Raw genomic sequence first — 23725 nt, 5'->3', positions numbered from 1 at the left:
GCAGGGGGCAACGTAGGCCGTGGAGGGGCCCTCAGCTGCCCCGAAGAGCGACGGCGACGTGCGTACGCGTCGCCCGCCATCGCCTCCCACGTGTGCTCGTCCGCGGGCCGATGCCCGGTCCCGCACCGTGAATCCGAGAATCCACGAGGAGTTCCGCCATGCTCACCATGACCGACAACGCCGTGCTGGTCATCCGAGACCTCGCCAACCAGCAGGACGTCGCCGAGGACGGCGGGGTGCGGATCGCCGCCGACACCGACGCGGGTTCGCTCACCGTCGAGCTGGTCGCCGAGCCCGTCGACGGCGACCACGTGGTCGACAACCAGGGCGCGCGCATCTTCCTGGACTCCGACGCCGCCGAGCTGCTCGGCGACGCGTCGGTGGACGCCAGCGTCGACGACGAGGGCGTCATCCAGTTCGGGTTCACCGAGAAGCAGTGACGCCGGTGCGTACCGGTGCCCGGCGGGACGGCGCTCAGCCGGCCCGCCGGGTCTCCCCGTTGCGGTGCGGCCGGGCGGGGCGGCCCCGCTCCGGCGGCGCCTGACCGGACCGCCACGGCCCCGGCCGGAACTCCCGTCCCGGGTGCGGCAGCGTGGCCAGCACGTGTGCCAGGTGGTGCGACGTGCTCCACGCCGCCCAGTTGCTGGCGGAACCGGCGCCGGCGCCCCTGCGGGCACGCCGCAGGATCTCGTGGTCGCCCCAGGAGAACGCCGCGCCGGCGGCCGGCCAGTGCGGCGCCGAGACGACGGTGCGGCACAGGTCCGCGAACCGGTCGTCGCCGCGGCCGCCCCGCCGCGACCAGCGGTACACCCACCAGGCGCCGTCGGTGGTGTAGCGGACGGTGGGGAGCCGGTCGCCCTCCTGCTCGGCGCCGGGCACCGCGGAGCCGACGCCGTAGTCGCCGTACCCGACGCCGAGGTCGGCCAGGCGCTGCCAGAGCTGCCAGTCCCAGCGGTCGACGCGTACCGGTTCGTCGGTCGGCAGGGCGGACACCGCCGGGGGCATGCCGCCCGCCGCCACGCTCACCGAGCGCCAGGCGTGCCGGCGGGCCCACTCCAGCAGCCGGCGCACGCGGGGCTCGGCCACCCGCACGTCGGCCCGGCAGCACACGTCGCCCGCGTCGAGGAGCAGGTCGCACTGCTCGGGCACCAGGCGGGTGAACCGCCAGACCCGCTCCGCCGCCGCCGTGGCCGCGTCCGGGCCGCCGCGGTCGTGGCCGACCCGTAGTCGGACGACCGCCCGCCGGGCGTGGGCCCGGGCGGCGGCACCGTGCGCGACGAGGCGCCGGTCGCTGTCCGCGAGCCCGATCACCGGCACCAGCGGTACGCCCCAACGGGCCAGTTCGGTCTCGGGGGCGTCGGGCAGGGCGCTGACGTCGACGGCCGTGAGCAGCCCGTCGGGCAGCCGACGGAGCACGTCGATCGTGAGCCGGTCCAGGGCGGACACCTGGAGGACCGGGGCGAGCAGGGGCACGACGACGTCGTCGAGATGACCGAGCGCCTCCAGCTCGCCCCGCCGGTTGGCGAGGATGGGGCGGTAGACCGGTTCCGCCGCCCGGCCCCGGTGGGCGGGCACCATACCCCAATGTAGCCAGACATCGGTGTCCGTCACAGGGTCGATCGGCCCGCACCGCCCGCCCGGGGGTGCCGCGCGGAATCCGTGGGGGACAACGGTTGCGCGCGCCGGGGCCGGTCGGCTGCGCCGCACGTCGGAGGGCGCACGCCTCTACAAGCGCAACGGCGCCTGCTACCTCGGCTGCGGCGGCGTCCTCGGCGTCGCGGCCGGCACCTCGAACCGCACCGACCCCGCCGCCGCCGTCCGGGCCGCTGCGTCCGCGGAAACGACGACGCCGCCGTCCCAGGATCGGGACGGCGGCGGGCAGGACGCCGGATCAGTCGTCGTCGCGGTCGTCGTCGTCATCGTCGGAGTCGTCGTCGCGGTCGTCGTCATCGTCGTCGTCGACCGGCTCCTGCTCGGCCTTGACCACGCTGCCGTCGCCCCGGTCCACGTCGACCTCGTGCTCGGTCTGCCCGGACACGATCTCGACGCTCCACACGGCGCGGCCGTCCTCGTCCTCGCGCTCGACCTCGACGACCTCGCCGCCACCCGCCCGGGCCAGCGCGATCTCGCGGGCCCGCTGCTCGCTCACCTCATCGCCGCCGGTGGCCGGCGCGCTGCTGCCCGACGGGGTGCCGCTGCCCGAAGGGCTGGCGGGCGCCGCCGGGGTGCCGGTGGTCGGCGCGCCGCTCGTCGCCGGGGCGCCGCTCCCGGTGCCGCTCGGCGTGCCCGGGGCGGTCGGGGCGGTGGTGGCGGCGGCCAGGGTGGTCGCCCGGGCCGCGCCGTTGTCGGCCGCCGCGACGCCGAAGGACGCGCCGGTCACGGCCAGCACGGCCGCGCCGCCGAGCGACGCCAGCATCAGGGACTTGCGCTTCATCTCGTTCACCCTTCCTCGGTCTACGTGTCCCAGGATCACGCCCGCCCGGATAGCGCCACGCTGCCCGAACGCTAAGGCCGGGTTAAGCCTCACCAGGGGTGCGCCGAGGACGGGCCGGGCGAGGGCGCCTCGCCGGGGGCGGGGCGGGGCAGGGGAGGGTCAGGGCCGGGGCGGGCCGAGTTCGAGGCGTACCTCGGCGCCGCCGGAGGGCGCGGCACCCAGGGTGAGGCGGCCCCCGCTGGCCTGGGCGGCCCGGCGGGCGATGTCCAGGCCCAGGCCGGTGGAGCCGGCGGTGCTCGCGCCCCGGTCGACCGTGCCGGGCGGCATCCCCGGCCCGTCGTCGGCGACGGTCAGCGCCGTGCGGCCCGCCTCCGCCGCCAGCCGGACGGCGAACGCGGTGCCGTCCGGGGTGTGCGCGAAGACGTTGCCGAGCAGCGCGTCCACCGCCGCCGCCAACTCGTCGGCGGGCACGCCCACCGGCAGCGGTCCCGGCGCCAGGTCGAGCGTCACCGCCCGCCCGGTGTCCTCGGCCAGCACCGACCAGAACGCCACCCGCTCGGCCACCACGGCCGCCGCGTCGGCGCTGGCCGCCCCGGCCGTGGGCACCCGCCAACGGGCCTGCCGGATCAGGCCGGTGACCGCCCGCTCCAGCCCGTCCACGGCGGCGGTCACCCGGGCCGCGTCCTCGGGGTCGCGCAGCGACTCGGCCTCCAGGCGCAGCGCCGTCAGCGGGGTGCGCAGGCGGTGCGAGAGGTCGGCGACCTCCTCGCGCTCCTGCACCAGCAGCACCTGGATCCGGCCGGCCAGGTGGTTGAGGGCGCCGGCCACCTCACGCAGCTCGGCCGGCCCGGCGGGAGTGACGCGCGCGTCCAGCTCCGCGTTCGCCAACCGGTGCGACACCTCGGAGAGCTCACCGATCGGCCGGACCAGGGTGCGGGCCAGCCGGTCGGCCACGGCCAGCCCGATCAGCACCAGCAGCACGCCGAGCAGGGCCAGGGCCAGCCAGGACCGGGTCACCCCGGCGGTCAGCTCGGCGGGCGGCACCACCGTGCGGATCACGCCGGTGCCGTCCGGGCGACCCTGCACGGCGAGCACCACCTCCCGCCCCCGCCCGGACTCGGCGGTGAGGCTCTGCCCCCGCGCCGCCAGCGCCACCGCGGGCGTACGCGGGGCCGGGGCGCCGAGCACCGTGCCGTCGGGCAGGAACACCGTGACGGAGCGCTCGGACTCCGTGGCCAGCTGCTCGACGGTCAGCCGGATCGTCGCGGTGTCGGCGGTGCCGACGACGGTGACGAGGCTCTGCGCGTCGGCCGTGGCCCGTACGGTGGCCCGGTCCGCCGCGACGGTGCGCACCAGCAACGCCAGCGGCACCAGGAAGGCGACCAGGGTGAGGACGCTGACCGCGGCGACGAGCAGCGCCAGTCGGGCCCTCATCCGGCGCTCCCGGGCGCCTCGAGCCGCACCCCGACGCCCCGCACGGTGTGCAGGTAGCGGGGTGCCTGCGCGCTCTCCCCGAGCTTGCGTCGCAGCCAGGACAGGTGCACGTCCACGGTCTTGTCGGCACCGCCGTACGGGACCCGCCAGACCTCGGCCAGCAGCTCCCGCTTGGTGACCACCTGGCCGGGCCGACCCGCGAGGTGGTGCAGCAGGTCGAACTCGCGGGGGGTCAGCTCGACGGGCGTACCGTCCAGGGTCACCTGCCTCGACCGCGGGTCCACCCGCAGGCCGCCGACGACCAGCGCGGGGTCCCCCTCCGAGGCGGGTCCCGTCCCACGCCGCAGGACCGCCCGGATACGCGCGTCGAGCTGCGCGGCCGTGAAGGGCTTCACCACGTAGTCGTCCGCCCCGGCGTCGAGCACCCGGACGATCTCGGTCTCGTCGTCGCGGGCGGTGGCGACGATGACCGGTACGGCGCTGACCGCGCGGAGCATCCGCAGCAGCTCCCGGCCGTCCAGGTCGGGCAGTCCCAGGTCCAGCACCACCAGGTCGGGCCGGTCGTCGAGCGCGTCGCGCAGGCCGGTCATCGCCGTCGAGGCGGCGGCCACCGCGTGCCCCCGCTCGCGCAGTGCCCGCAGCAACGGCGTACGGATGGTCAGGTCGTCCTCGATGAGCAGCAGGCGGGCCACAGTGGCAGGCTAGCCGCCACCGGGCGGGCCGGCGGCGGACCTTAACCGTCCCTTAGCCCCGTCCAGGGCTCGGGCCAACCGCCGGTCGGGGAGACTCGGGGGATGCGCCGCCGTTCGTTCCTCGCCGTCGCCGGGTGGCTGGCCACCGCCGCCGTCGCCACCCTGATCGGGGTGGCCGCGATCCGGTGGGTGGGCGAGAGCATCGCCGGCACCCCGGGCGGGGTGCTCAGCCAGGAGGAGGTCGAGCGCGCCCTGGCCTCCCCCGCGGCACCGGGCGGATCCGCGCCGGCGGCGACCGGCACCGGCGGGCCGTCGTCGCCGTTGGCGGGCGGCTCGTCCCCGGCGGGAACGCGTCGGGCCTTCGCGACGACGGGTGGCAGCGCGGTGGCCGAGTGCGGGCCGGGCGGGGCGCGGCTGGTCTCCTGGACGCCCGTGCCGGGCTACCGGATCTCGGACGCGGAGCCGGGGCCGGACGACGACGTGGAGGTGACCTTCACCGGCCCGTCCGGCGAGTTCGAGCTGAAGGTGCGCTGCGTGGGCGCGGAGCCGGTGTCGGCCGAGGACGACGACTGAGCGTTCCGCCGCAGGTCAACGGGGGTGTGCGCGGCGCTACTGTCCGTGATCGGACACCCGTCGCGGTGGTTGCGGGCCGCTGCGGCGGCATACGTTCGACCACAAAGGGTGCCGATCGCTGCTGATTCCCCTCAGCCACCACAACTGCCTCATCGCCGCCCCGATCACGGGCCACGAGGGAGGACCGAGATGTCCAGCTTCAGACCTCGGCGCGCGCCGGCGCAGCCCGTGCCGAGGGACGACGACGCGGCCCGGGCAGACGCGGAGACCACCACCTGCGCCGGTGTCGGTCTGCCCGCGACCGCACGGGTCCTCTTCGCGGTGGTGCACGCCAGCGGCGGCCTGGCGCGCGGGCTGGGCGTGGCCACCGCGAGCCGGCTGGCGACCGGGGTGTACCAGGTGGTGTTCGACCAGGACGTCACGGCCGCCGGCTACGTCGGCACCGTCGGCCTGCCCGGCAGCACGGGCGTCGCGCCCTGCGGAAAGATCGTGGTCGCCGGGCGGACCGGCATTCCGAACGCCGTCTTCGTCTCCACCTTCGCCGACGACGGCCGCCCGGCCGACCGGCCGTTCCACCTGGCGGTGTTGGCCTGACGCGCCCGGGCCGGCCCCGGCGGCACAGGTCCCGCCGGGGCCGGGGCCCGGACACGAGCGCGCGGCGCCGTCCGGATCCCGGGGATCGAACGTCGCCGCGCTCTGGCCGTCTCCCACCATCGCAGCCGTACGGCGGTACGCCGGCGGGGACCTGGCTCGACCGGCCACCGTGCACCGGCTACTTCCTCGATCCCCCTCCGTCCGGGATCGAAACCCCCGACGAGTGGCGAATTCCATCATCTGCGAGTCCCGGCGTGGTGCCGGGCCTGAGCGGGTATGGGCGTGGGCATGGAGCATTTCACGATCGCGACCGTCGCCGAGAAGAGTCCGGATTTCCGGCGGGTGCTGTGGACCGGTGAGCAGACCCAGCTGGTGATCATGACGATCCCGCCGGGTGGTGAGATCGGCGAGGAGGTCCACGAGGGAATCGACCAGATCCTGACCTTCGTCAGCGGTACGGGCGAGGCCCGGGTGGCGGGGGAGAAGCGCGAGGTCGTGCAGGGCGACCTGGTGGTGGTGCCGGCCGGCACGAAGCACAACTTCGTCAACACCGGCCCCAACCCGCTGGTGCTCTACACCGTCTACGGCCCGCCCGAGCACGCCGACCAGGCGGTGCACCGCACCAAGGAGGAGGCCGACGCGGCGGAGGCCGCCGGCGAGGACGAGCCGCCCACCTCCTGACCGTCCGCTCGCCCGCGCCGCCTGAGCCGGCCGGAACCGGGTAACCGCAGCGGGTGGAGCAGTTGGCGATCTCCGACTACGGGTTCCTCTCCGACTGCCGGTCGGGCGCCCTGGTCGGTCGGGACGGTTCGATCGACTGGTGGTGCCCGGACCGGTTCGACTCCCCGTCGGTCTTCGGCCGCCTGCTCGACCCGGACGCCGGCCACTGGCGGTTGGCACCCACCGCCGCCGGGCTGCCCGGACACCGGGCGGAGCGGGCGTACGTGGCCGACACGCTGGTGCTGCGCACGGTGCACCACACGCCGGAGGGGAGCGTCGCGGTCACCGACGCGCTCGCCGCCGAGTTCGGCGCCCGCGGGCACCAACTGGGGATGAACTCCCCGGCCGTGCTGCTGCGGGTCGTCGAGGGACTGACCGGGCGGGTGCGGATGTCGCTCGACTTCCGTCCCCGCCCGGAGTACGGCCTGCTCACCCCGTACCTGCACGAGCAGCCCGACGGCGCGGTGCTGGCCGCGGCCGGCCCGGTGGTGCTGACCCTGCGCACCGGCGGGATCCCGCCGCACGTCGACGCCGACCGGGTCCGGCAGGAGTTCGAGGTCGCCGCCGGGCAGGTGGTCGGCCTCGACGCCGCGTACGGGCAGGCGTACGGGTCGGCGCCGGTCCGGCTGGAGCCGGCGGTCGCGCTCGCCGAGACGGTGCAGGCCTGGCAGGCGTACCGGGAGTCGCACCACTACGACGGCCGCTACCCCGAGCAGGTCCGGCACAGCGCGACCGTGCTCACCGGCCTCACGTACGCCCGCAGCGGCGCGGTGGCCGCCGCCCCGACGACGTCGCTGCCGGAACGCGTCGGCGGCGACCGCAACTACGACTACCGCTACTCCTGGCTGCGCGACTTCGCGATGACCCTGCGCGCCCTCTGGGTGGCGGCCTGCCCCGCCGAGGCGTCCCGGCTCTTCGCCTGGGCGGCCCGCTCGATCGGCCGGGTCGGCCCCGAGCCCGTGCCGGTGCTCTTCGGCCTGGAGGGGGAGCGGGACGTCTCCGAGTACGAGTGCGCCCACCTGCGCGGCTACGGCGGCAGCCTGCCGGTGCGAATCGGCAACGACGCCTGGCGGCAGCGCCAGCTCGACGTGCCGGGCGAGGTGATCTCGGCGGTCTGGCAGCTGCGCGACCACCTGGGCGAGGCGTTCGACATGGAACTGCGCGAGATGGTGCTCGGCCTGACCGAGCAGGTGGCCGCGACCTGGCACCTGCCCGACCGGGGCATCTGGGAGACCCGCGACGCCGACCGGCACTACCTGACGTCGAAGGTGTTCTGCTGGGTGGCGCTGGACCGGGCGGTGACGCTCGCGCCCCGCCTCGGCGACCGGGCCGACCCCCGACGCTGGGCGGCGATCCGCGACGAGATCCGGGCCGTCGTGCTGCGCGACGGCTGGCACGAGCGGACCGGCGCGTTCGGCGGCGTGTTCGGCTCGCCGAACCTGGACGCCTCCGTGCTGCTGCTGCCGCTGGTGGGGTTCCTGCCGGCGACCGACGCGCGGATGCGCGCCACCGTCGAGGCGGTCGAGCGCGAACTGGGCGCCGGCAACGGTCTCCTCCGCCGTTGGGAGACCGACCCGGCGGGGTTCCTGCCCTGCTCGTTCTGGCTGGTGGAGTACCTGGCGATGGCCGGTGAGCGGGACCGGGCCGAGGCGCTCTTCGCGCGGCTGCTGGGGCACGCCAACGACGTCGGGCTGTTCAGCGAGCAGATCGACCCGCGCTCCGGCGCGCAGCTCGGCAACACCCCGCAGGCGCTGTCGCACATCGGCCTGGTCAGTGCGGCCTGGCGGCTGACCGACCCCGGCACCGAGTGACGGCGGGGTCGGCGCGTCAGGCGGGCAGCACCGGTACGCCGCTGACGTCCACCGTCTCCGGGTACTTCACGCCCGCCCCGGTGTTGAGCACCACCACGCGTTCGCCGGCCCGGATCCAGCCGCCGGCGCGCAGGTGCCGGGCGGCGGTCAGGCAGGCGGCCCCCTCCGGGCAGAGCAGCAGGCCCTCGCGGGCGGCGAAGTCCCGCAGGTCGGCGAGGATCTCGGCGTCGTCCACGGCGATCGCGGTGCCGGCGCTGGCGCGCAGCGCGTCGAGGATCAGCTCGTCGCCGAGCGGGGCCGGCACGGTGATGCCGAACGCGACGGTGTGCGCGTCGGCCCAGGGCCGGGCCCGCCGCTCCCCGGCGGCGAAGGCGCGCACGATCGGCGCGCACCCCGTCGACTGCACCGCGACCAGGCGGGGCAGCTTGTCCTCGATCCAGCCCAGCTCGCGCAGCTCGTGCAGCGCCTTCTGGATGCCGATCAGGCCGACCCCGCCGCCGGTGGGATAGATGATCACGTCCGGCGCCTGCCAGCCGAGCTGCTCGACGATCTCGTACCCCATCGTCTTCTTGCCCTCGAGCCGGTACGGCTCCCGCAGCGTGCCGGCGTCGAAGATCGCGCCGCCGGAGTCGGCGACCAGCCCCGCGACCAGCCGGCCCGCGTCGCTGATCAGCCCGTCGACCAGCCGCAGGTCGGCCCCGGCGGCCACGCACTCGCGGCGGCAGATGGTGGGGGCGTCCAGCGGCATGACGATGGTCGCGCCCAGCCCGGCCCGCGCGGCGTAGGTGGCCCAGGCCGCGCCCGCGTTGCCGTTGGTGGGCATGGCGATGCGCCGCACGCCCAGCTCACGGGCCCGGCTGACACCGACCGCCGCGCCCCGCGCCTTGAAGGACCCGGTCGGGGTCAACCCCTCGTCCTTGACCATCAGGTCCGCGATGCCGATCTCCGCGCCGTAGTTCGGGGTGCGCAGCAGCGGCGTCCAGCCCTCGCCCAGCGTGGTCTCGTGCCGGGGGTCGGCCACCGGCAGCAGCTCCCGGTAGCGCCACAGGTCTGCCGGGCGCAGCGGGAACCGCTCCGGGGTGAGCACCTTCGCCACCGCCGCCAGGTCGTAGCGCGCCAGCAGCGGGGAGCCGCAGTCGCAGAGGTTGGCCAGCTTGCCGGCGTCGTGCTCCCGCCCGCAGCGCGGGCACTCAAGGTGCGTCAGGTACACGATGCTCCTCGCCGTCTCAGCTCGGGTCTCGGCTCGCGTCGATGCTCAACCAGCGCCGGCTGCGCCGGCCCGGCTCGTAGACCGAGTCCAGGCGCTTCGCCACCACGCCGGGCAGCCCCTGCTCCCGCCCGGTCCGCAGCGCCTCCCGGCCGGCACCCGGGAACCAGGGCGGAGTCTGCCAGTGCCCGCCGGCGAGCGCCAGGGCGTCGAGCAGCTCGCGGCGCTGCGCGTACGGCAGGTCGACGCTGCTCACGCCCTCCATCCAGAGCAGATCGAAGATCAGGTACTGGGCGTCGGGGGTGCGGCGTCCGCCGCGCGCCGGCCCCACCCGGCCGGCGGTGTCGATGCGGACCAGGACGCCGTCCAGCACGACCTCCGTGGGCGCCAGCTCCTCGGCCAGCTCCCGCAGCCAGGGGTACGCGCCGGAGACGTCCTCGTCGTCCTCCGCGAGCAGCCGCAGCCGCCCGCCCGAGACGTACGCGACCGCGCGCACCCCGTCCCAGCGCAGCTCGTAGCCCCACTGCGCCTCGTCCGCCGGCAGCTTCGCCGCCCGGGTGGGGTGCATCGGGCGGAGCAGCTCCGGCATGCTCGTCCAGCCCTCCGGGGACGGGTCGGTACGGCGCACCATCCAGTCCCGCCCACCCTTGCCGCCGGTGGCGAACAGGACGTACCGCCCGGAGGTGCGCTCGCCGTCGAGCACCACGACGACCTCGTCGTCGCGCCACTTCTCGCAGCGGTAGGTGCCCCGGTCGTGCACGGTCATCCGCCCGCCGCCGTACTCGCCGGCCGGGATCTCGCCGTGGAAGTCGAGGTATTCCATCGGGTGGTCCTCGGTGTGCACCGCGAGGTGGTTGCGGCCGGTGTCGCGGGGCAGCCCGCGGGGCACCGCCCAGGAGGCCAGCACCCCCTCGTGTTCCAGCCGCAGGTCCCAGTGCAGGCTCCGGGCGTGGTGCTGCTGGATGACGAAGCGGGCCGTGCCGTCGGCGGGCCGCCCGCGTCGCGGGGGCCGCTTCGGCACCGGCTCCGGGGTGCGCGCCGCGTCCCGTCTGCGCCGGTACTCCTCCAGCGGGTCAGCCACACCCGCATTCTCCGGCAATCCGCGCCGACCCGCCGGCCGCCCGCGTGTCCGGTTCGGCGGGCATGGGGTAGGTCAGCCCGGGTAAGACCCGGGGCATGGACCACGACGACCAGCCCACCGTAACGCTCCCCGGCGAGGTGCGGATGCCCCTGCTGGGCTTCGGCACCTGGCAGGCCACCGGCCAGGCCGGGTACGACGCGGTGCTCGCCGCGCTCGACGCCGGCTACCGGCACGTCGACACCGCCACGATGTACGGCAACGAGGAGGAGGTCGGCCGGGCGGTCCGGGAGAGCGGGCTGCGCCGCGAGGACCTCTTTCTCACCACGAAGCTGCCGCCGGACCGGGTGGGGCGGGAGCGGGAGACGATCGAGGCGAGCCTGGCCGCGCTCGGCGTCGACCAGGTCGACCTGTGGCTGGTGCACTGGCCGCCGGCGAACCCCGCGGACAACATCCCCGTGTGGCGGGAGATGCTGGCCGCCCGGGACGAGGGGCTCGCGCGCGCCGTCGGGGTGAGCAACTACGCCACGGGCCAGCTCGACGAGCTGATCCAGGCGACCGAGGAGAACCCGGCCGTCAACCAGATCCGGTGGAGCCCCTCGTTGTACGACCGCCAGCGGCACCGGGAGCACCGGGACCGGGGGGTGGTGCTGGAGGGCTACAGCCCGTTCAAGACCAGCGACCTCGCCGAGCCGGTGCTGACCCGCGTCGCCGCCGCGCACGACGTCTCCCCGGCCCAGGTGGTGCTGCGCTGGCACATCGACCACGAGATCGTGGTCATCCCCAAGTCGGTGACCCCGGAGCGGATCCGCGTCAACGCCGACGTCTTCGGCTTCTCGCTGACCGCCGAGGAGATGCGCGACATCGACGCGCTCGGCAACCCCTGACGGACCCCTTCCGGCCACTGTGACGGTGGCCCGGTCCGGGTGCCGGACCCGGACCGGATTCGCCAAATTCCTTCAGCCTGAATAGGGGCGATGAAGGGTATCGACATAGATGCTCGTGACGATATACCGTGCGCGTCACCAGTTCATCGATGAGTCGGAACCCCTCCGCCCTTGTCTGAAGGAGCGCCATGAACGCGTCACGACCCGCCCGTCTCCCCCGACGTGGGGTGCTGGGCATGTCGGCCCTGGTGGCCACCGCGGTGGCCGTAGCCGCCAAGCCCGCCGCGGCGAGCGCCGCGCCGCTCGCCGCTCCGAAGGCCGAGTGCCTCGCCGACCTGCTCGGGGAGTCCTGATGGCCACAATTCCCTGGCTGGTGGACGTCCTGCGGGGGGCGGGCGTCCAGGTCGTCACCCACGGCGACTGGGTCAACCGCATGCGTCCCGGCTCGTTCGACCCGATCGGCGTGCTCTGGCACCACACCGCCGCCACCTCCAGCGCCAGCAACCCGCACCCGGCGCTCAACATCTGCATCAACGGCCGCTCCGACCTGCCCGGCCCGCTGTGCCAGGCGCTGGTCGACTACCACGGCGTCTTCCACGTCATCTCCGCCGGGCGCTGCAACCACGCGGGCGTCAGCCGGGGCAGCGGGCCGATCCCCGCCGGCGACGGCAACACGCTGATGATCGGCTGGGAGATCGACTACAACGGGGTCAACCAGGAGATGACGGCGGCGCAGTACAACGCGTCGATCGCCGCCACGGCCGCCGTGCTCAAGCGGCTGGGCAAGGACGCCAGCTACGCCCGGGGCCACCGCGAGACGAGCACCACGGGCAAGATCGACCCGTCCTTCATCGACCTGAACTCGATGCGCGCGGACGTGGCCGCGAAGATGGCGGGCGGCAGCACCTGGAGCGCCGTGGTGGACAACTCCACCGCCGGACGCTTCACCGCCAGCGCCAACTGGGGCACCTCGTCGTACTCGGCCCAGCGCTACGGCACCGACTACCGCTTCGCGGACCCGGTCGCCGCCAGCGACGCCGCCTGGTACAAGTTCAACGTCCCGGCGACCGCGAACTACCGGGTCGACGCCTGGTGGCCGGCGGTCAGCGGCTACAACTCCGCCACCCCGTACATCGTGTCCACCACGACCGGAAACCGGACGATCATCGTCGACCAGCGGGTCACCGGTGGACAGTGGCGCAGCCTCGGCACCTTCACGCTGCCGGCCGGGGACGCCAACCGGGTCGCGGTCAGCCGGTGGAGCTCGGCCCCGGGGCTCATCATCGCCGACGCCGTCCGGCTCACCCGGGTCTGAGCCGGCCGGCCCCACGCGACGTCCGCCAGGCCCGGGGGTGGCCTGGCGGACGTCGTGTCTCCGGCCGTACGCGGCGGCCCCTGGGGGACCCGGGTCGCGGCGGCGCCGGGGACCGGTGACGCGGGGGCGCACTGCCCCCGCGTCGGCGTTCCGTAGGGCGTCCCGGTCAGGACCGGGAGCAGGGCACCCCGTTGAGGCTGAAGCTCGTCGGCGACGAGTACTGGCCGCTCAGCGTGCCCTGGTAGCCGAAGCTGGCCGTGCCGCCCGGGGCGAGCGAGCCGTTCCAGCTGATGTTGCGCGCGGTGACCGCCGAGCCGCTCTGGCTCACCGTGGCGTTCCACGCGCTGGTGACCTGCTGCCCGGCGGGCAGGTTGTAGTTCAGCGTCCAGCCGTTGATCGCGTTGGACCCGGTGTTGGTGATCTGCACGTCGGCGGTGAAGCCGTTGTTCCAGGAGTTCGGCGTGTACTTCACGGCGCACCCGTTGCCGCCGGGCGGGGGAGTGCTCGGCGGGGGCGTGGTGGGCGGCGCGGTCGTGGGCGGCGGGTTGCCTCCGCCGTTGACCGCCGCGGAGAACGAGGTCACGGCGAGGCCGGCCCCGCCCTGCCAGGGCTCGAAGCCGGCCTGGATGCTGGTCAGGTACCAGGAGTTGGTGATCGCGCCCCGGTTGCGGGTGTCGTTGATGAACGCCAGCAGGTTGAGGTTCGCGCTGCTGATCGCCGACGGCGCCAGGTACGAGATGACGTTGTTGGAGCCGTTGCTGCCGCGCCAGACCTCCCAGCTGCGGCCGTCGATGGTGGCGGTGCCGACCGGGGAGCCGATGGGCTGGATCGGGCCCTGCCGGTTCAGCCAGATCATGATCTCCATCTGGTTCACCCCGTCCCGCTTGGGCGAGGGGTCCAACCAGATGTCGTACGAGGCGTTGTAGACGGCGTTGCTGACGTACCGGTAGGAGATGTTGCTCGTGGCGCTGCTGATCTGGCTGACCTGGATCGGCAGGTTGGTGCCGGGGGAGCAGTTGGTGTAGTGGCAGCCGAGGAAGACCGACGGGTACGCGGTCGGCGCGCCGTTGGTCGGGTTGCTGCCGTTCTGGGTGGTGATCTCGAAGCCGCTGTCGGTGACGTTGATGCACTGCTGGGCGGTGGTGCCCCAGCGGTTGTTCTGCACCACGTAGCGGCCCTGGATGGTCGTGGAGCCGTACTGCTCGCAGATCTGGGTGTCGGCGCTGGCGGTGCCGCCGAGGGCCACGGCGACGATCGAGCCGGTGGCGAGCAGCGCGGCCGCCGCGAGGGCCCGGAGTGGACGTTTCATGATGCTCCTTCGGCTTCGGCGCGGGACGCCGGACGGAGTCGGCCGGTGGGTGCGGGAGCGCTCCCACATTCCTTCGACACATTTACACCTCTGAAACCCCCGCGCAACGGGGCTGGGGTATTGGGGAGGTAAGTGAGGTTTGTCACGGCCGATCCGGTCGGCGGGCAGGTGGTCCTTCGAAGCAGCGGGGAGCGCCGCCGAGGAATGTTTCCGCTGGGACGATTGGCTCTGGTGTGTGCCGATTGCGCCGAGTAGTGTCTTGCCTCCAACGCGTGCCGAACCCCTCCGGAGGCGTACACCACCATGGGTGGCTCTCCCCTGCGCATCCTCGTCGTCGGCGCGGGCATCGCCGGCCTAGCCGTGGCCCGGGCGCTGCGGATGGCGGGCTTCCGGCCCGACGTCACCGAGAGGCTGCCCCCGGGCGAGAACGCCGAGACCGGTCTCTACCTGCCCGGCAACGCGGCCCGGGCGCTGTGCCGGCTCGACCTCGACGGGCCCGTCCGCCCGCTCGGGCGCGTCATCCACCGGCAGCGGTTCCTCGACGCCGCCGGGGTGCCGCTGTGCGAGGTGGACCTCGACGCACTCTGGTCCGGCGTCGGCGAGTGCCGGGCGCTGCCCCGGGCGGAACTGCACCGGGTGCTGCTCAGTGGCGCGGGCGGCGCCGTCCGGCACGGCGCCGAGGTGCGCACCCTCGACCTGCTGCCGCGCTCCGTCGGCGTCACCTTCGTCGACGGCACCGCCGCCGAGTACGACCTCGTCGTCGGCGCCGACGGCCCGCGCTCCTCGATCCGGGCCCTGGCCGCGCTCGGCGGCCCACCCCGGCCCGCCGGTCAGGTCGTCTACCGCTGCGTGGTGCGCGACGGACCGCCGGTGGCCGAGTGGACCGCGCTGCTCGGTCAGCGCGCCGGCTTCCTGGTCGTGCCCCTCGGCGCCGGGCGGCTGCACTGCTACGCCGACGAGGCCGGCACCACCGTGCCGGCCGACCCGGCGGCCCGGCTGCGCGAGCTGTTCGGCGGCTACGGCGGACCGGTGCCCGCCGTGCTGGAGGTGCTGGACCGGGTGCACGTCGGCGTCACCGAGGAGGTGGAGCTGGGGTGCTGGTCCCGGGGGCGGGTGCTGCTCGTCGGGGACGCCGCGCACGCCACCGCGCCGACGCTCTCGCAGGGCGCGGCGATGGCGTTGGAGGACGCCGTGGTGCTCGCCGAGTCCCTCCGGGCGACCGGGAGCGACGTGGAGTCGGCACTGGCGGCGTACGAGAGTCGTCGTCGCCCCCGTACGCGCTGGGTGCGGGACCGGACCCGGGACCGCAACCGGACCCGGGACGTGCCGCCGGCGCTGCGCGATCCGTTGCTGCGCGGACGCGGCGCACGCATCTTCGCCGAGCACTACCGGCTGCTGCTCGGCCCGCTGTGACGCCGGCGACCGGGAGCCCCCCGCGGCGGGGCGCGGCAGGCTACCCGACCACCCCACGCGGCGCAGCCACCTGCCGGGGACTATCCTCCTTGCGGATGACGGCCCGCAGATAACCAGCGCGTGCCGAGCGGGACAACCCAGAACCGGAGGCCACTCGTGACCACCGTCGCACCCAAGCCGGTCGTGACCCGGCCCTGGCCGGTCCGAGCGCCGGTCAAGGGGTCGGCCATCGCGCGGCTGCTGCGTACCACGGACGCGAAGCAGATCGGGATCATGTACATGGTCACCGCGTTCGTGTTCTTCATGATCGGCGGCCTGATGGCCCTGATCATGCGGGCCGAGCTGGCCCGACCCGGGCTGCAGTTCCTGTCGCCCGAGCAGTACAACCAGCTGTTCACGATGCACGGCACGATCATGCTGCTGTTCTTCGCGACGCCGATCGTGTTCGCCTTCGCGAACTACGTGGTGCCGCTGCAGATCGGCGCCCCCGACGTGGCGTTCCCCCGGCTGAACAGCTTCGCCTACTGGCTGTTCCTGCTCGGCGGCTCGATGACGATGGTCGGCTTCCTCACCCCGGGCGGGGCCGCCGACTTCGGCTGGACCGCCTACGCGCCGCTGAGTTCCGTCGAGCACGCGCCCGGCGTGGGCGCGAACCTGTGGGTCGTCGGCCTGGTCATCTCCGGCCTGGGCTCGATCCTCGGCGCGGTCAACCTGATCACCACGATCCTGACCCTGCGCGCGCCCGGCATGACGATGTTCCGGATGCCGATCTTCACCTGGAACATCCTGGTCACCGCCCTCCTGGTGATCCTGGTCTTCCCGCTGCTGGCCGCCGCGCTGATGGCGCTGGCCGCCGACCGCCTGCTGGGCGCCCACGTCTACGACCCGGCGACCGGCGGGCCGATGCTCTACCAGCACCTCTTCTGGTTCTTCGGCCACCCCGAGGTGTACATCATCGCGCTGCCGTTCTTCGGCATCATCTCCGAGATCATCCCGGTCTTCTCCCGCAAGCCGATCTTCGGCTACAAGGGCCTGGTCGCCGCGACCATCGCCATCGCCGGCCTGTCGATGAGCGTCTGGGCGCACCACATGTTCGCCACCGGCCAGGTGCTGCTGCCGTTCTTCAGCTTCCTGAGCTACCTGATCGCCGTGCCGACCGGTATGAAGTTCTTCAACTGGATCGGCACGATGTGGCGCGGCCAGATCAGTTTCGAGACGCCGATGCTCTTCTCGATCGGCTTCCTGGTCACCTTCCTCTTCGGTGGTCTGACCGGTGTGCTGCTGGCCAGCCCGCCGCTCGACTTCCACCTGCACGACTCGTACTTCGTGGTGGCCCACTTCCACTACGTGCTCTTCGGCACGATCGTGTTCGCCGTCTTCGCCGGCATCTACTTCTGGTTCCCGAAGATGTTCGGCCGGATGCTCGACGAGCGGCTGGGCAAGGTGCACTTCTGGCTGACCATGATCGGCTTCCACACCACGTTCCTGGTGCAGCACTGGCTGGGCAACGAGGGCATGCCGCGCCGGTACGCCGACTACCTGCCCGGTGACGGCTTCACCACGCTGAACATGATCTCCACGATCGGCGCCTTCATCACCGGCATCTCGACCCTGCCGTTCATCTGGAACTGCTGGAAGTCGTACAAGGCCGGCCCGGTGGTCGAGGTCGACGACCCGTGGGGTCACGGCAACTCGCTGGAGTGGGCGACCACCTCCCCGCCGCCGCTGCGCAACTTCGACCGGATGCCGCGGATCCGCTCCGAGCGGCCGGCGTTCGACCTCAAGTTCCCGGAGCTGGCCGCCGGCGGCCAGAGCCTGGCCGGCCCGCCGGAGGGCGGCGCGAAGCCACTGACCAGCGAGTCCGACGGTGGCGCCAGCTACCGCGAGGACACCGCGAGCGACGCCGACCGGCGCTGACGCTCCGCACCGCGCACGACGGGCGCCACCCCCACCCGGGGTGGCGCCCGTTCGCGTGGCCGAGAGGTACGCACAGCGGCAACCATGGCGCTGACGGCGCATGCCCGGCACCGTCCAGCCCGGCGCCGCCTCGCCCGGCACCGCCCTTTCCCGCAGGCTGACCGTGGAACTCCCGCACGCCACCCCCGGGTCAGCGTCCCGAACGCCTGCGAAGTGCTTCAGAGGTGGTCGGGTCTGATCGCAGTCCTGGTGGCGTTCCGGCTGACGGAGCCGTGACGCCATGCGTCGCGCCGGGCACCTGCGTGTCGACTCAAGGGTCGCCGGGCCCGGGCGGCTGGGCTCGGGCGCGGGTCAGCCGGCGGGGGCCGGGGTGCTGGGCCGGGGCGCCCGCCGATGAACGTGATCACCGACACCGGCCAGGTCAGGCGGCAGGGGCCGGGCGCCGGGTCAGGCGGCGGGGGCCGGGGCGAGTTCGGGGGCGGGCGTGCGGGCGGCGGCGGTGCGGCGGCGGCGCAGCTCGATCGGGAGCACCACCAGCGCCACCAGCGCGCCGACCGCCCCGGTGACCGCGAAGCCCCAGGCCGGCGCGGAGGCGTCGATGACGGCGCCCGCGAGGGGCGCGCCCACCGCCATGCCGACCGTGACCGCCGAGCCGTGCAGGCCCATCGCCTCGCCGCGTACGGAGGCGGGAACCAGCCGACTGACCGCGTCCGAGGTGGCCGCGATGGTGGGTGCGCAGAGCGCCCCGGCGGGGATCAGCGCCAGGCAGAGCAGCCACCAGTGCGCCCCGCCCAGCCCGACCGGGATGGTGCAGAGGCTGAGCGCGGCCATCAGGGCCAGCGGCGGGAAGGAGCGGGTGACCGCCCCGTACGCGAAGCCGCCGGCCAGCGAGGCGACGGCCCAGACGGCGAGGACGGCGCCCGTCCACCCCACGTCGCCGCTCTCCCGCAGCACGGCGACCACGGCCACGTCGGTGCCACCGAGCACGAGCATGCCGGCGGCGCTCACCGCCAGCACGGCGAGCAGGCGCGGGGTGAGCCACGACCGGCGGGGCACCCGTGGCTGCGGCCCGGCCGGCTCGCCCCCGCCCCGGACGGGCGGGTTCAGCACCCAGAACGCGACCCCGGCGGCGACGATGCCGGCGCCGACCAGGTAGAGCGTGGTGCGCGCGGAGATCGCGGTGACCGCCGCCACGGCCAGCGCGGGACCCACCATGAACGACAGCTCCACCGACATCGAGTCCAGCGCGTACGCGGGGCGGCGCCGCTCCGGCGGCACCAGCGCGGCGATGGACTGCCGGATCACGGAGAAGATCGGCAGGGCGAGCGAACCGGCCAGGAACGCGGCGGGCAGCAGCACCGGGTACGGCAGCATCGGCGCGGTAGACCAGAAGACGGCCTCGGCGATCGCGGTCAGTACGAGCACCGGCCGCAGGCCGCGCCGGTCCACCAGGCGGCCGAGCAGCGGGCCGCCGACGGCGGCGCCCACGGTGATCGCCGCGCCGACGAGCCCGGCCGCACCGTAGCCGCGCCCGAGATCGAGCACGACGTAGAACGTCAGGGTCACCCCGGTGGCGGTGAGCGGGACGCGGGCGAGCACCGACACCAGCAGCAACGACCGGAGACCGGGCAGGGCGAGCGCCTCCCGGTAAGGCTTCAGGTTCATGTCGGTGCGTACCTCCGCCGGACATCCTCGGCCGGAGGTACGACACCCGCCAGTGAATTACCGCCTCATGCGGCCCTGATCACAGGCGCACCGCGCATGGTGACCCCGGCCCCCTCCATCGCGCGCAGCGCCACGTCGGTGGTGTCCGGGGCGACCCCGGCGGTCAGGTCCAGCAGCACGGTGGTGGCGAAACCCTCGCGGGCCGCGTCCAGGGCGGTGGCGCGTACGCAGTGGTCCGTGGCGATGCCCACCACGTCGACCCGGTCCACCCCGTGCCGGCGCAGCCAGTCGGCCAGGCACTCGCCGTCGTCGGCGTGCCCCTCGAAGCCCGAGTACGCGGCGGCGTGCTCGCCCTTGTGGAAGATCGCCTCGATCCGGTCGGTGGCCAGGTCGGGGTGGAACTCCGAGCCGGGGGTGCCCACCACGCAGTGCCGCGGCCAGGAGTCCACGAAGTCCGGCGGGTCGCCGAAGTGGGCCCCCGGGTCGACGTGGTAGTCCTTCGTCGCGACCACGTGGTCCCAGCGGCCCGGTTCGGCGGCGAGCAGCCGGGTGATCCCGGCCGCCACGCCCGCCCCGCCGCCGACGGCCAGCGAGCCGCCCTCGCAGAAGTCGTTCTGCACGTCCACGACGATCAGCGCGTTGCTCACCGTGGTGCTCCTTTCAGTCGGCCGGGACGACCGTGACCGGGATGGCCGGGTCGCCGGCGGAGAGCTTCAGCCCTTCCCAGGGGATGGAGATCAGGCACTGGCGCAGGTGTTCCCGGGACTCGTCGAGCGTCGGGCGCTCGACGGGCTCGCCGCCGGCCAGGAACGAGTGCTGGAGCAACCGGTCGTTGGGTCGGGGGTCGGGCACGCCCTGGGGTACGACGATCTCCTCGGTGGCGGTGCCGGTCGGCTTGTGCCGGCGTACGGCCACCTTGCGCCCGCCGATGGTGGCCTTGTGCTCGGAGCGCTTGACCACCGGGCGGCCCTCGACCTCGACGAGCTTGTAGACCAGCCCGGCGGTGGGGGCGCCGGAGCCGGTGACGACGGCGGTGCCCGCGCCGTACATGTCGACCGGCTCGGCGGCGAGCGAGGCGATGGCGTGCTCGTCGAGGTCGCCGGAGACGATGATCTTGGTTTCGGTGGCGCCCAGCGAGTCGAGCAGCTCGCGGGACTGCTGGGCGATCACCGCCAGGTCACCCGAGTCGATCCGCACGGCCCGCAGGTCCGGCCCGGCCACCGCGATCGCGTTGCGGATGCCCTGGCTGATGTCGTACGTGTCGACCAGCAGCGTGGTGTCCTTGCCCAGCGTGGCGACCTGCGAGGCGAACGCGGCCCGCTCGTCGGAGTGCAGCAGCGTGAACGCGTGCGCGGCCGTGCCGGCGGTCGGGATGCCGTAGCGCCGCCCGGCGGCGAGGTTGGAGGTGAACCGGAACCCGGCCAGGTACGCGGCCCGCGCCGCGGCCACCGCCGCCTCCTCGTGCGCGCGCCGGGAACCCATCTCGATCAGGGTCCGGCCGCGCGCCGCGGTCACCATCCGAGCGGCGGCGGCGGCGACGGCGCTGTCGTGGTTGAGCACCGAGAGGATGAGCGTCTCCAGCACCACGCACTCGGCGAAGCCGCCGGAGACGGTGAGGATCGGCGAACTGGGGAAGAACAGCTCGCCCTCGGCGTAGCCCTCGACGTCGCCGGTGAAGCGGTAGTCGCGCAGCCAGGCGGCGGCCCGCTCGTCGACCACCCCGGTACGCCGCAGGAAGTCGACCTCGTCGGCGTCGAAGCGGAAGTCGCGGATCAGCTCGATCAGCCGCCCGGTGCCGGCGACCACGCCGTAGCGCCGGCCGGCGGGCAGCCGGCGGCTGAACACCTCGAAGACGCAGCGGCGGTCGGCGGTGCCGTCGCGCAGGGCGGCACTGACCATGGTCAGCTCGTAGTGGTCGGTCAGCAGCGCGGGGCGAAGGGTGCTCACCTCCCCAGCCTAGGGTTCACCCGCTCTCGCCGCCCTCGTGGCCCGGGATCGCCTGGAGGGCGGCCCGTAGCTCCGCCCGCCCGGCGACGCCGAGCTTGCCGTAGATGCGCTGGAGGTGGTTCTCCACCGTGCGGGCGGAGAGGAAGAGCCGCTCGGCGATGGCCCGGCTGGTCACCCCGTCGGCGGCGAGGCGCGCCACCTGCCACTCGCGTTCGCTCAGCGCCGGGCAGCCGGCCCGCAACGCCGGGGTACGGATCAGGTCGCAGCGGCCGAGCAGGGCCGCAAGGCGTTCGCGGGCCGGGGCCGCCGCCGGGGACCGCTGCCGGCGCAGCCGGTCCAGGGCGGCGGCGGTGGCCTCCACCGCGTAGACGGCCAGGTCCAGGGCGTCGAAGCCGTCGGCGACCGCCAGCAGCTCGTCGGCGGAGCCGCCCACGGCGGCCCGGGCGTGCCGGGCGAGCAGCGGCGGCAGCACCCCGTCGACCCGTTCGGAGAGCTCGGCGAGCCGCTGCGCGACGGTGCGCCGGCTGCCGTCGGAGCAGGTCGGCCCGAGCGGCGCGGCCGCCTGGCCCAGCCGGACCAGGTCGTGCAGCACGTGCACCTCGTGGCCGGCGAGGCCGTCCGCGCGCAGCCGGTCGGCCAGCCCGGTCAGGTGCTTGACGGCGCCGGACACGTCGCCACCGGCGGCGAGCACGGCGCCGCGGGCCTGCTCCAGCCACGGGTAGAGCACGACCATGCCGGGGGCGTGGGTGCGGTCGGCCTCCGCCATGGCCTCCGCCGCCTGCGCGGCGTCGCCCCGCAGCGCCGCCGCCTGGGCGCGTTCGGCCTGGGCCAGGCCCGCGTAGACCCGGCTGGTGGCGAGCACCGCGCAGGCGCCGAGGCTGGTGCGCAGCGCCGTGTCGCTCTGGCCGCGCAGCCGGGCCGCGTACGCCTGGAGGATGGCGAGGTAGCCGGTGCCGAGCCGGAAGTCGCCGGCGCCGGCCAGGTCGGCGAACTCGTCGGCCACGATGGCGTCGATGCCGGCCAGGTCGCCGGCGAGCGCCAGCCGGGTGCCCCGGGCCAGCTCCAGGGCCAGTTGCAGGTACGGCATGTCTCCCCGCCACCGGCCCGCCTCGGCCTGCACCTTGTTGATCGCGGTGGCGCTGCGGTGCAGCTGCCCCTGCGCGGCCTGGAGGTGGGCGATCGTGCTGCGGGCCAGCTCCCGGGCCGCCACGCTCGCGGCCGGCCGGTCCAGCACCGTCTGCCCGAGCCGCAGCGCGATGCCGGTGTCCAGCCGGTGTAGCCGCATGATGCCCTCGAAGGCCAGCACCCGCGCCTGGTCGGCGGAGTCGGCGAGGGTCGACCGGCGGGCCGCGATTTCCTCCACCGTGGACTCCCGGCTCAGCCCCCAGTAGCTGACCATGCCCCGCACGGTCAGCCAGCGGCTCAGCCGCCGGTCGCCCTCGATGTCGGTGGCGACCGCGTCCAGCACCTCGATCGCCTCGTCCGGGCGGTCGCCGAACATCAGGATGGTGGCCAGCAGCTCCGCCGCGTCGAAACCGCCGCCCGCGTCGAGCGCCGCGCGGGCCAGCCGGGTCGCCAGCGGTACGTCGTAGCGGGCGAACGCCTGCCCGGCCGCGTCGAGCAGCAGGGCCGGATCCTGCGCGGTGCCCGAGTCGAGCCGCCAGACGGCCACCCGGAGCAGGTCGTCGCGGCGTCGCTTGCCGGCGAGCTCCAGCAGCTCGGCGAGGCGGGCCTGCAACCGCCGTGTCCGGCTCACCGGGCAGCGGCGGCGCATCACCTCGCCGTAGAGCGGGTGGGCCAGCCGCACGTTGGCCCGCCGGTCGTCGTGCTCCACGGCGATGAGCCCGCGCTCCTCGGCGGTCTCCACGTCCACCGGGTCGGCGGCCTGGTTGAGCAGGTGCAGCCCGAGCGGCTCGCCGAAGGCGACCAGCTCCACCACCCCGCGTACGCCCGGGGTGAGCTGGCCGATCCGGATGTCGATCAGGTCGGTCAGGTTGGGCGCCAGCTCCAGCCGGCCGGTCCACTTCCAGATCCCGTACGTGCGGGTCAACTCACCGCGGTCGGCGGCGAACACCAGTTCGCGCAGCAGCAGCGGGTTGCCCTCGGAGAGCCGGCCGAGCCGGTCGGCGGAGGTGGCGTCGACCGGTCCCCGCAGGATCTCGGAGAGCAGCCGGGTGGTCTGGGCCGGCGGCAGCGGCTTCAGCTCGACGTGGTCGACCAGGCCGTCGGTCCACAGGGCCCGGATCGGCAGCGGGAGCTGCTCGCCGTCGCGCGAGGTGCCGATGACCGTGGCGTTGTCGGCCCGCGCGACCAGGTGCACCAGCGCCGCGGACGGCGGGTCGAGCAGGTGCGCGTCGTCGACGGCGAGCACGATGCGACGGCCGGCGGCCTGCTGTTGCAGCACGTCCACCGCCCAGCGCAGGATGCCGGCGGGGGAGAGGCCGTGCGGCTGCTCGGTGGGGAGCACCTGGACGAGACCGCCGAAGGGGAGCGCGGCGGTGGTGGCGCTGGCCGCGATCGACCAGACGGCGTACCCGTCGCGCGGCAGGGCCGCCACCCCCTCGCGCAGCAGCCGGCTCTTGCCGATGCCCGCGCTGCCGCAGAAGAAGAGGCCCCGCCCCTCCGCGCCGGTCACCGCCGACAGCAGACGGTTGAGCTCATCCGTACGGCCGACGAAACCCCACCGACTCATCGGGGCAGCATATCGACCGGAATCCGTCCGCGTGCAC

Annotated in this window: 21 protein-coding genes; 10 read left to right on the top strand and 11 right to left on the bottom strand. The window is 74.4% G+C overall.

Annotation, left to right across the window (positions count from 1 at the left end):
- Positions 1–158 precede the first annotated feature (158 nt).
- Positions 159–440 (top strand): adhesin, encoded by a 282-nt coding sequence (locus AC5L34_RS08015; protein WP_089001799.1) that lies wholly within the window; start codon positions 159–161, stop codon positions 438–440.
- Positions 441–474: 34 nt separating this feature from the next.
- On the opposite strand, the gene AC5L34_RS08010 is transcribed toward AC5L34_RS08015, so the two are convergent.
- From AC5L34_RS08010 to AC5L34_RS07995, 4 genes are all read right to left on the bottom strand, one after another.
- Positions 475–1578, bottom strand: coding sequence for a beta family protein (locus AC5L34_RS08010; protein WP_494824296.1), 1104 nt, complete (start codon positions 1576–1578; stop codon positions 475–477).
- A 313-nt stretch (positions 1579–1891) separates the two neighbouring features.
- Positions 1892–2434 carry a PepSY domain-containing protein gene (locus AC5L34_RS08005; RefSeq protein ID WP_441174185.1) on the bottom strand — a complete coding sequence of 181 codons (543 nt, stop codon included), beginning with the start codon at positions 2432–2434 and terminating at the stop codon, positions 1892–1894.
- 159 nt (positions 2435–2593) lie between these two features.
- Positions 2594–3868, bottom strand: coding sequence for a sensor histidine kinase (locus tag AC5L34_RS08000; RefSeq protein WP_441174184.1), 1275 nt, complete (start codon positions 3866–3868; stop codon positions 2594–2596).
- Positions 3865–4560: a response regulator transcription factor gene (locus AC5L34_RS07995; RefSeq protein ID WP_089001797.1), complete on the bottom strand. Its 696-nt coding sequence runs from the start codon at positions 4558–4560 to the stop codon at positions 3865–3867. Before AC5L34_RS07995 ends, AC5L34_RS08000 begins: the two co-directional genes overlap by 4 nt.
- A 102-nt stretch (positions 4561–4662) precedes the next feature.
- Between AC5L34_RS07995 and AC5L34_RS07990 the strand changes: the two genes are divergently transcribed.
- The 4 genes from AC5L34_RS07990 (at position 4663) to AC5L34_RS07975 (ending at position 8258) form a co-directional block, all read left to right on the top strand.
- On the top strand, positions 4663–5133 hold the full coding sequence (locus AC5L34_RS07990) for a septum formation initiator (RefSeq protein ID WP_494824294.1): 471 nt from the start codon (positions 4663–4665) through the stop codon (positions 5131–5133).
- Positions 5134–5322: 189 nt separating this feature from the next.
- Positions 5323–5727, top strand: coding sequence for a hypothetical protein (locus tag AC5L34_RS07985; RefSeq protein ID WP_494824292.1), 405 nt, complete (start codon positions 5323–5325; stop codon positions 5725–5727).
- Positions 5728–6015: 288 nt separating this feature from the next.
- Entirely contained in the window at positions 6016–6408 is a 393-nt protein-coding gene (locus AC5L34_RS07980) for a cupin domain-containing protein (RefSeq protein WP_441174180.1), read from the top strand.
- Between the two features lie 53 nt (positions 6409–6461).
- A complete protein-coding gene (locus AC5L34_RS07975) occupies positions 6462–8258 on the top strand; it encodes a glycoside hydrolase family 15 protein (RefSeq protein WP_441174179.1) in 1797 nt (598 codons plus the stop codon).
- A gap of 16 nt (positions 8259–8274) precedes the next feature.
- On the opposite strand, the gene AC5L34_RS07970 is transcribed toward AC5L34_RS07975, so the two are convergent.
- Complete coding sequence (locus AC5L34_RS07970) at positions 8275–9468, bottom strand: threonine synthase (protein WP_494824290.1); 1194 nt, start codon at positions 9466–9468, stop codon at positions 8275–8277.
- Between the two features lie 16 nt (positions 9469–9484).
- On the bottom strand, positions 9485–10546 hold the full coding sequence (locus tag AC5L34_RS07965) for a DNA polymerase ligase N-terminal domain-containing protein (RefSeq protein WP_494824289.1): 1062 nt from the start codon (positions 10544–10546) through the stop codon (positions 9485–9487).
- A gap of 95 nt (positions 10547–10641) precedes the next feature.
- Here AC5L34_RS07965 and AC5L34_RS07960 point away from each other — a divergent pair, with 95 nt between their 5' ends.
- The 3 genes from AC5L34_RS07960 (at position 10642) to AC5L34_RS07950 (ending at position 12745) form a co-directional block, all read left to right on the top strand.
- Complete coding sequence (locus AC5L34_RS07960; protein WP_441174176.1) at positions 10642–11430, top strand: aldo/keto reductase; 789 nt, start codon at positions 10642–10644, stop codon at positions 11428–11430.
- Between the two features lie 188 nt (positions 11431–11618).
- Complete coding sequence (locus tag AC5L34_RS07955) at positions 11619–11783, top strand: hypothetical protein (protein WP_172896572.1); 165 nt, start codon at positions 11619–11621, stop codon at positions 11781–11783.
- Positions 11783–12745, top strand: coding sequence for a golvesin C-terminal-like domain-containing protein (locus AC5L34_RS07950; protein WP_441174175.1), 963 nt, complete (start codon positions 11783–11785; stop codon positions 12743–12745). The genes AC5L34_RS07955 and AC5L34_RS07950 overlap by 1 nt, the downstream gene beginning before the upstream one ends.
- 166 nt (positions 12746–12911) lie before the next feature.
- On the opposite strand, the gene AC5L34_RS07945 is transcribed toward AC5L34_RS07950, so the two are convergent.
- On the bottom strand, positions 12912–14054 hold the full coding sequence (locus AC5L34_RS07945) for a glycoside hydrolase family 12 protein (protein ID WP_441174174.1): 1143 nt from the start codon (positions 14052–14054) through the stop codon (positions 12912–12914).
- A 303-nt stretch (positions 14055–14357) separates the two neighbouring features.
- On the opposite strand from AC5L34_RS07945, the gene AC5L34_RS07940 reads away from it, so the two are divergent.
- Together AC5L34_RS07940 and ctaD are read left to right on the top strand one after the other, a co-directional pair.
- Positions 14358–15467, top strand: coding sequence for an FAD-dependent monooxygenase (locus tag AC5L34_RS07940; protein ID WP_441174173.1), 1110 nt, complete (start codon positions 14358–14360; stop codon positions 15465–15467).
- A 156-nt stretch (positions 15468–15623) separates the two neighbouring features.
- The gene (gene ctaD, locus AC5L34_RS07935) at positions 15624–17384 is read left to right on the top strand and encodes an aa3-type cytochrome oxidase subunit I (RefSeq protein WP_441174172.1); all 1761 of its coding nucleotides are present in this window, start codon (positions 15624–15626) and stop codon (positions 17382–17384) included.
- A gap of 447 nt (positions 17385–17831) precedes the next feature.
- On the opposite strand, the gene AC5L34_RS07930 is transcribed toward ctaD, so the two are convergent.
- The 4 genes from AC5L34_RS07930 to AC5L34_RS07915 all read right to left on the bottom strand — a co-directional run bounded on the left by AC5L34_RS07930 (position 17832) and on the right by AC5L34_RS07915 (position 23688).
- Complete coding sequence (locus AC5L34_RS07930; protein WP_441174171.1) at positions 17832–19049, bottom strand: MFS transporter; 1218 nt, start codon at positions 19047–19049, stop codon at positions 17832–17834.
- A gap of 65 nt (positions 19050–19114) precedes the next feature.
- Entirely contained in the window at positions 19115–19696 is a 582-nt protein-coding gene (locus AC5L34_RS07925) for an isochorismatase family protein (protein ID WP_363898212.1), read from the bottom strand.
- A gap of 13 nt (positions 19697–19709) precedes the next feature.
- Positions 19710–20996, bottom strand: coding sequence for a nicotinate phosphoribosyltransferase (locus AC5L34_RS07920; protein ID WP_441174169.1), 1287 nt, complete (start codon positions 20994–20996; stop codon positions 19710–19712).
- Positions 20997–21012: 16 nt separating this feature from the next.
- Positions 21013–23688: a LuxR C-terminal-related transcriptional regulator gene (locus AC5L34_RS07915; protein WP_441174168.1), complete on the bottom strand. Its 2676-nt coding sequence runs from the start codon at positions 23686–23688 to the stop codon at positions 21013–21015.
- Between the last annotated feature and the right edge of the window lie 37 nt (positions 23689–23725).

The organism is Micromonospora sp. ZG13 (genome assembly GCF_059359355.1).
The sequence above is the reverse complement of the archived record's forward strand: the minus strand, read 5'-3'. Positions and strand labels throughout refer to the sequence as shown.

What these genes read in the sequence shown, in the direction of transcription:
- AC5L34_RS08015 (WP_089001799.1), top strand. Translation starts at nt 159, where the DNA reads ATGCTCACCATGACCGACAACGCCGTGCTGGTCATCCGAGACCTCGCC.
- AC5L34_RS08010 (WP_494824296.1), bottom strand. Translation starts at nt 1,578, where the DNA reads ATGGTGCCCGCCCACCGGGGCCGGGCGGCGGAACCGGTCTACCGCCCC.
- AC5L34_RS08005 (WP_441174185.1), bottom strand. Translation starts at nt 2,434, where the DNA reads ATGAAGCGCAAGTCCCTGATGCTGGCGTCGCTCGGCGGCGCGGCCGTG.
- AC5L34_RS08000 (WP_441174184.1), bottom strand. Translation starts at nt 3,868, where the DNA reads ATGAGGGCCCGACTGGCGCTGCTCGTCGCCGCGGTCAGCGTCCTCACC.
- AC5L34_RS07990 (WP_494824294.1), top strand. Translation starts at nt 4,663, where the DNA reads ATGCGCCGCCGTTCGTTCCTCGCCGTCGCCGGGTGGCTGGCCACCGCC.
- AC5L34_RS07985 (WP_494824292.1), top strand. Translation starts at nt 5,323, where the DNA reads ATGTCCAGCTTCAGACCTCGGCGCGCGCCGGCGCAGCCCGTGCCGAGG.
- AC5L34_RS07980 (WP_441174180.1), top strand. Translation starts at nt 6,016, where the DNA reads ATGGAGCATTTCACGATCGCGACCGTCGCCGAGAAGAGTCCGGATTTC.
- AC5L34_RS07960 (WP_441174176.1), top strand. Translation starts at nt 10,642, where the DNA reads ATGGACCACGACGACCAGCCCACCGTAACGCTCCCCGGCGAGGTGCGG.
- AC5L34_RS07955 (WP_172896572.1), top strand. Translation starts at nt 11,619, where the DNA reads ATGAACGCGTCACGACCCGCCCGTCTCCCCCGACGTGGGGTGCTGGGC.
- AC5L34_RS07950 (WP_441174175.1), top strand. Translation starts at nt 11,783, where the DNA reads ATGGCCACAATTCCCTGGCTGGTGGACGTCCTGCGGGGGGCGGGCGTC.
- AC5L34_RS07945 (WP_441174174.1), bottom strand. Translation starts at nt 14,054, where the DNA reads ATGAAACGTCCACTCCGGGCCCTCGCGGCGGCCGCGCTGCTCGCCACC.
- AC5L34_RS07940 (WP_441174173.1), top strand. Translation starts at nt 14,358, where the DNA reads ATGGGTGGCTCTCCCCTGCGCATCCTCGTCGTCGGCGCGGGCATCGCC.
- AC5L34_RS07930 (WP_441174171.1), bottom strand. Translation starts at nt 19,049, where the DNA reads ATGAACCTGAAGCCTTACCGGGAGGCGCTCGCCCTGCCCGGTCTCCGG.
- AC5L34_RS07915 (WP_441174168.1), bottom strand. Translation starts at nt 23,688, where the DNA reads ATGAGTCGGTGGGGTTTCGTCGGCCGTACGGATGAGCTCAACCGTCTG.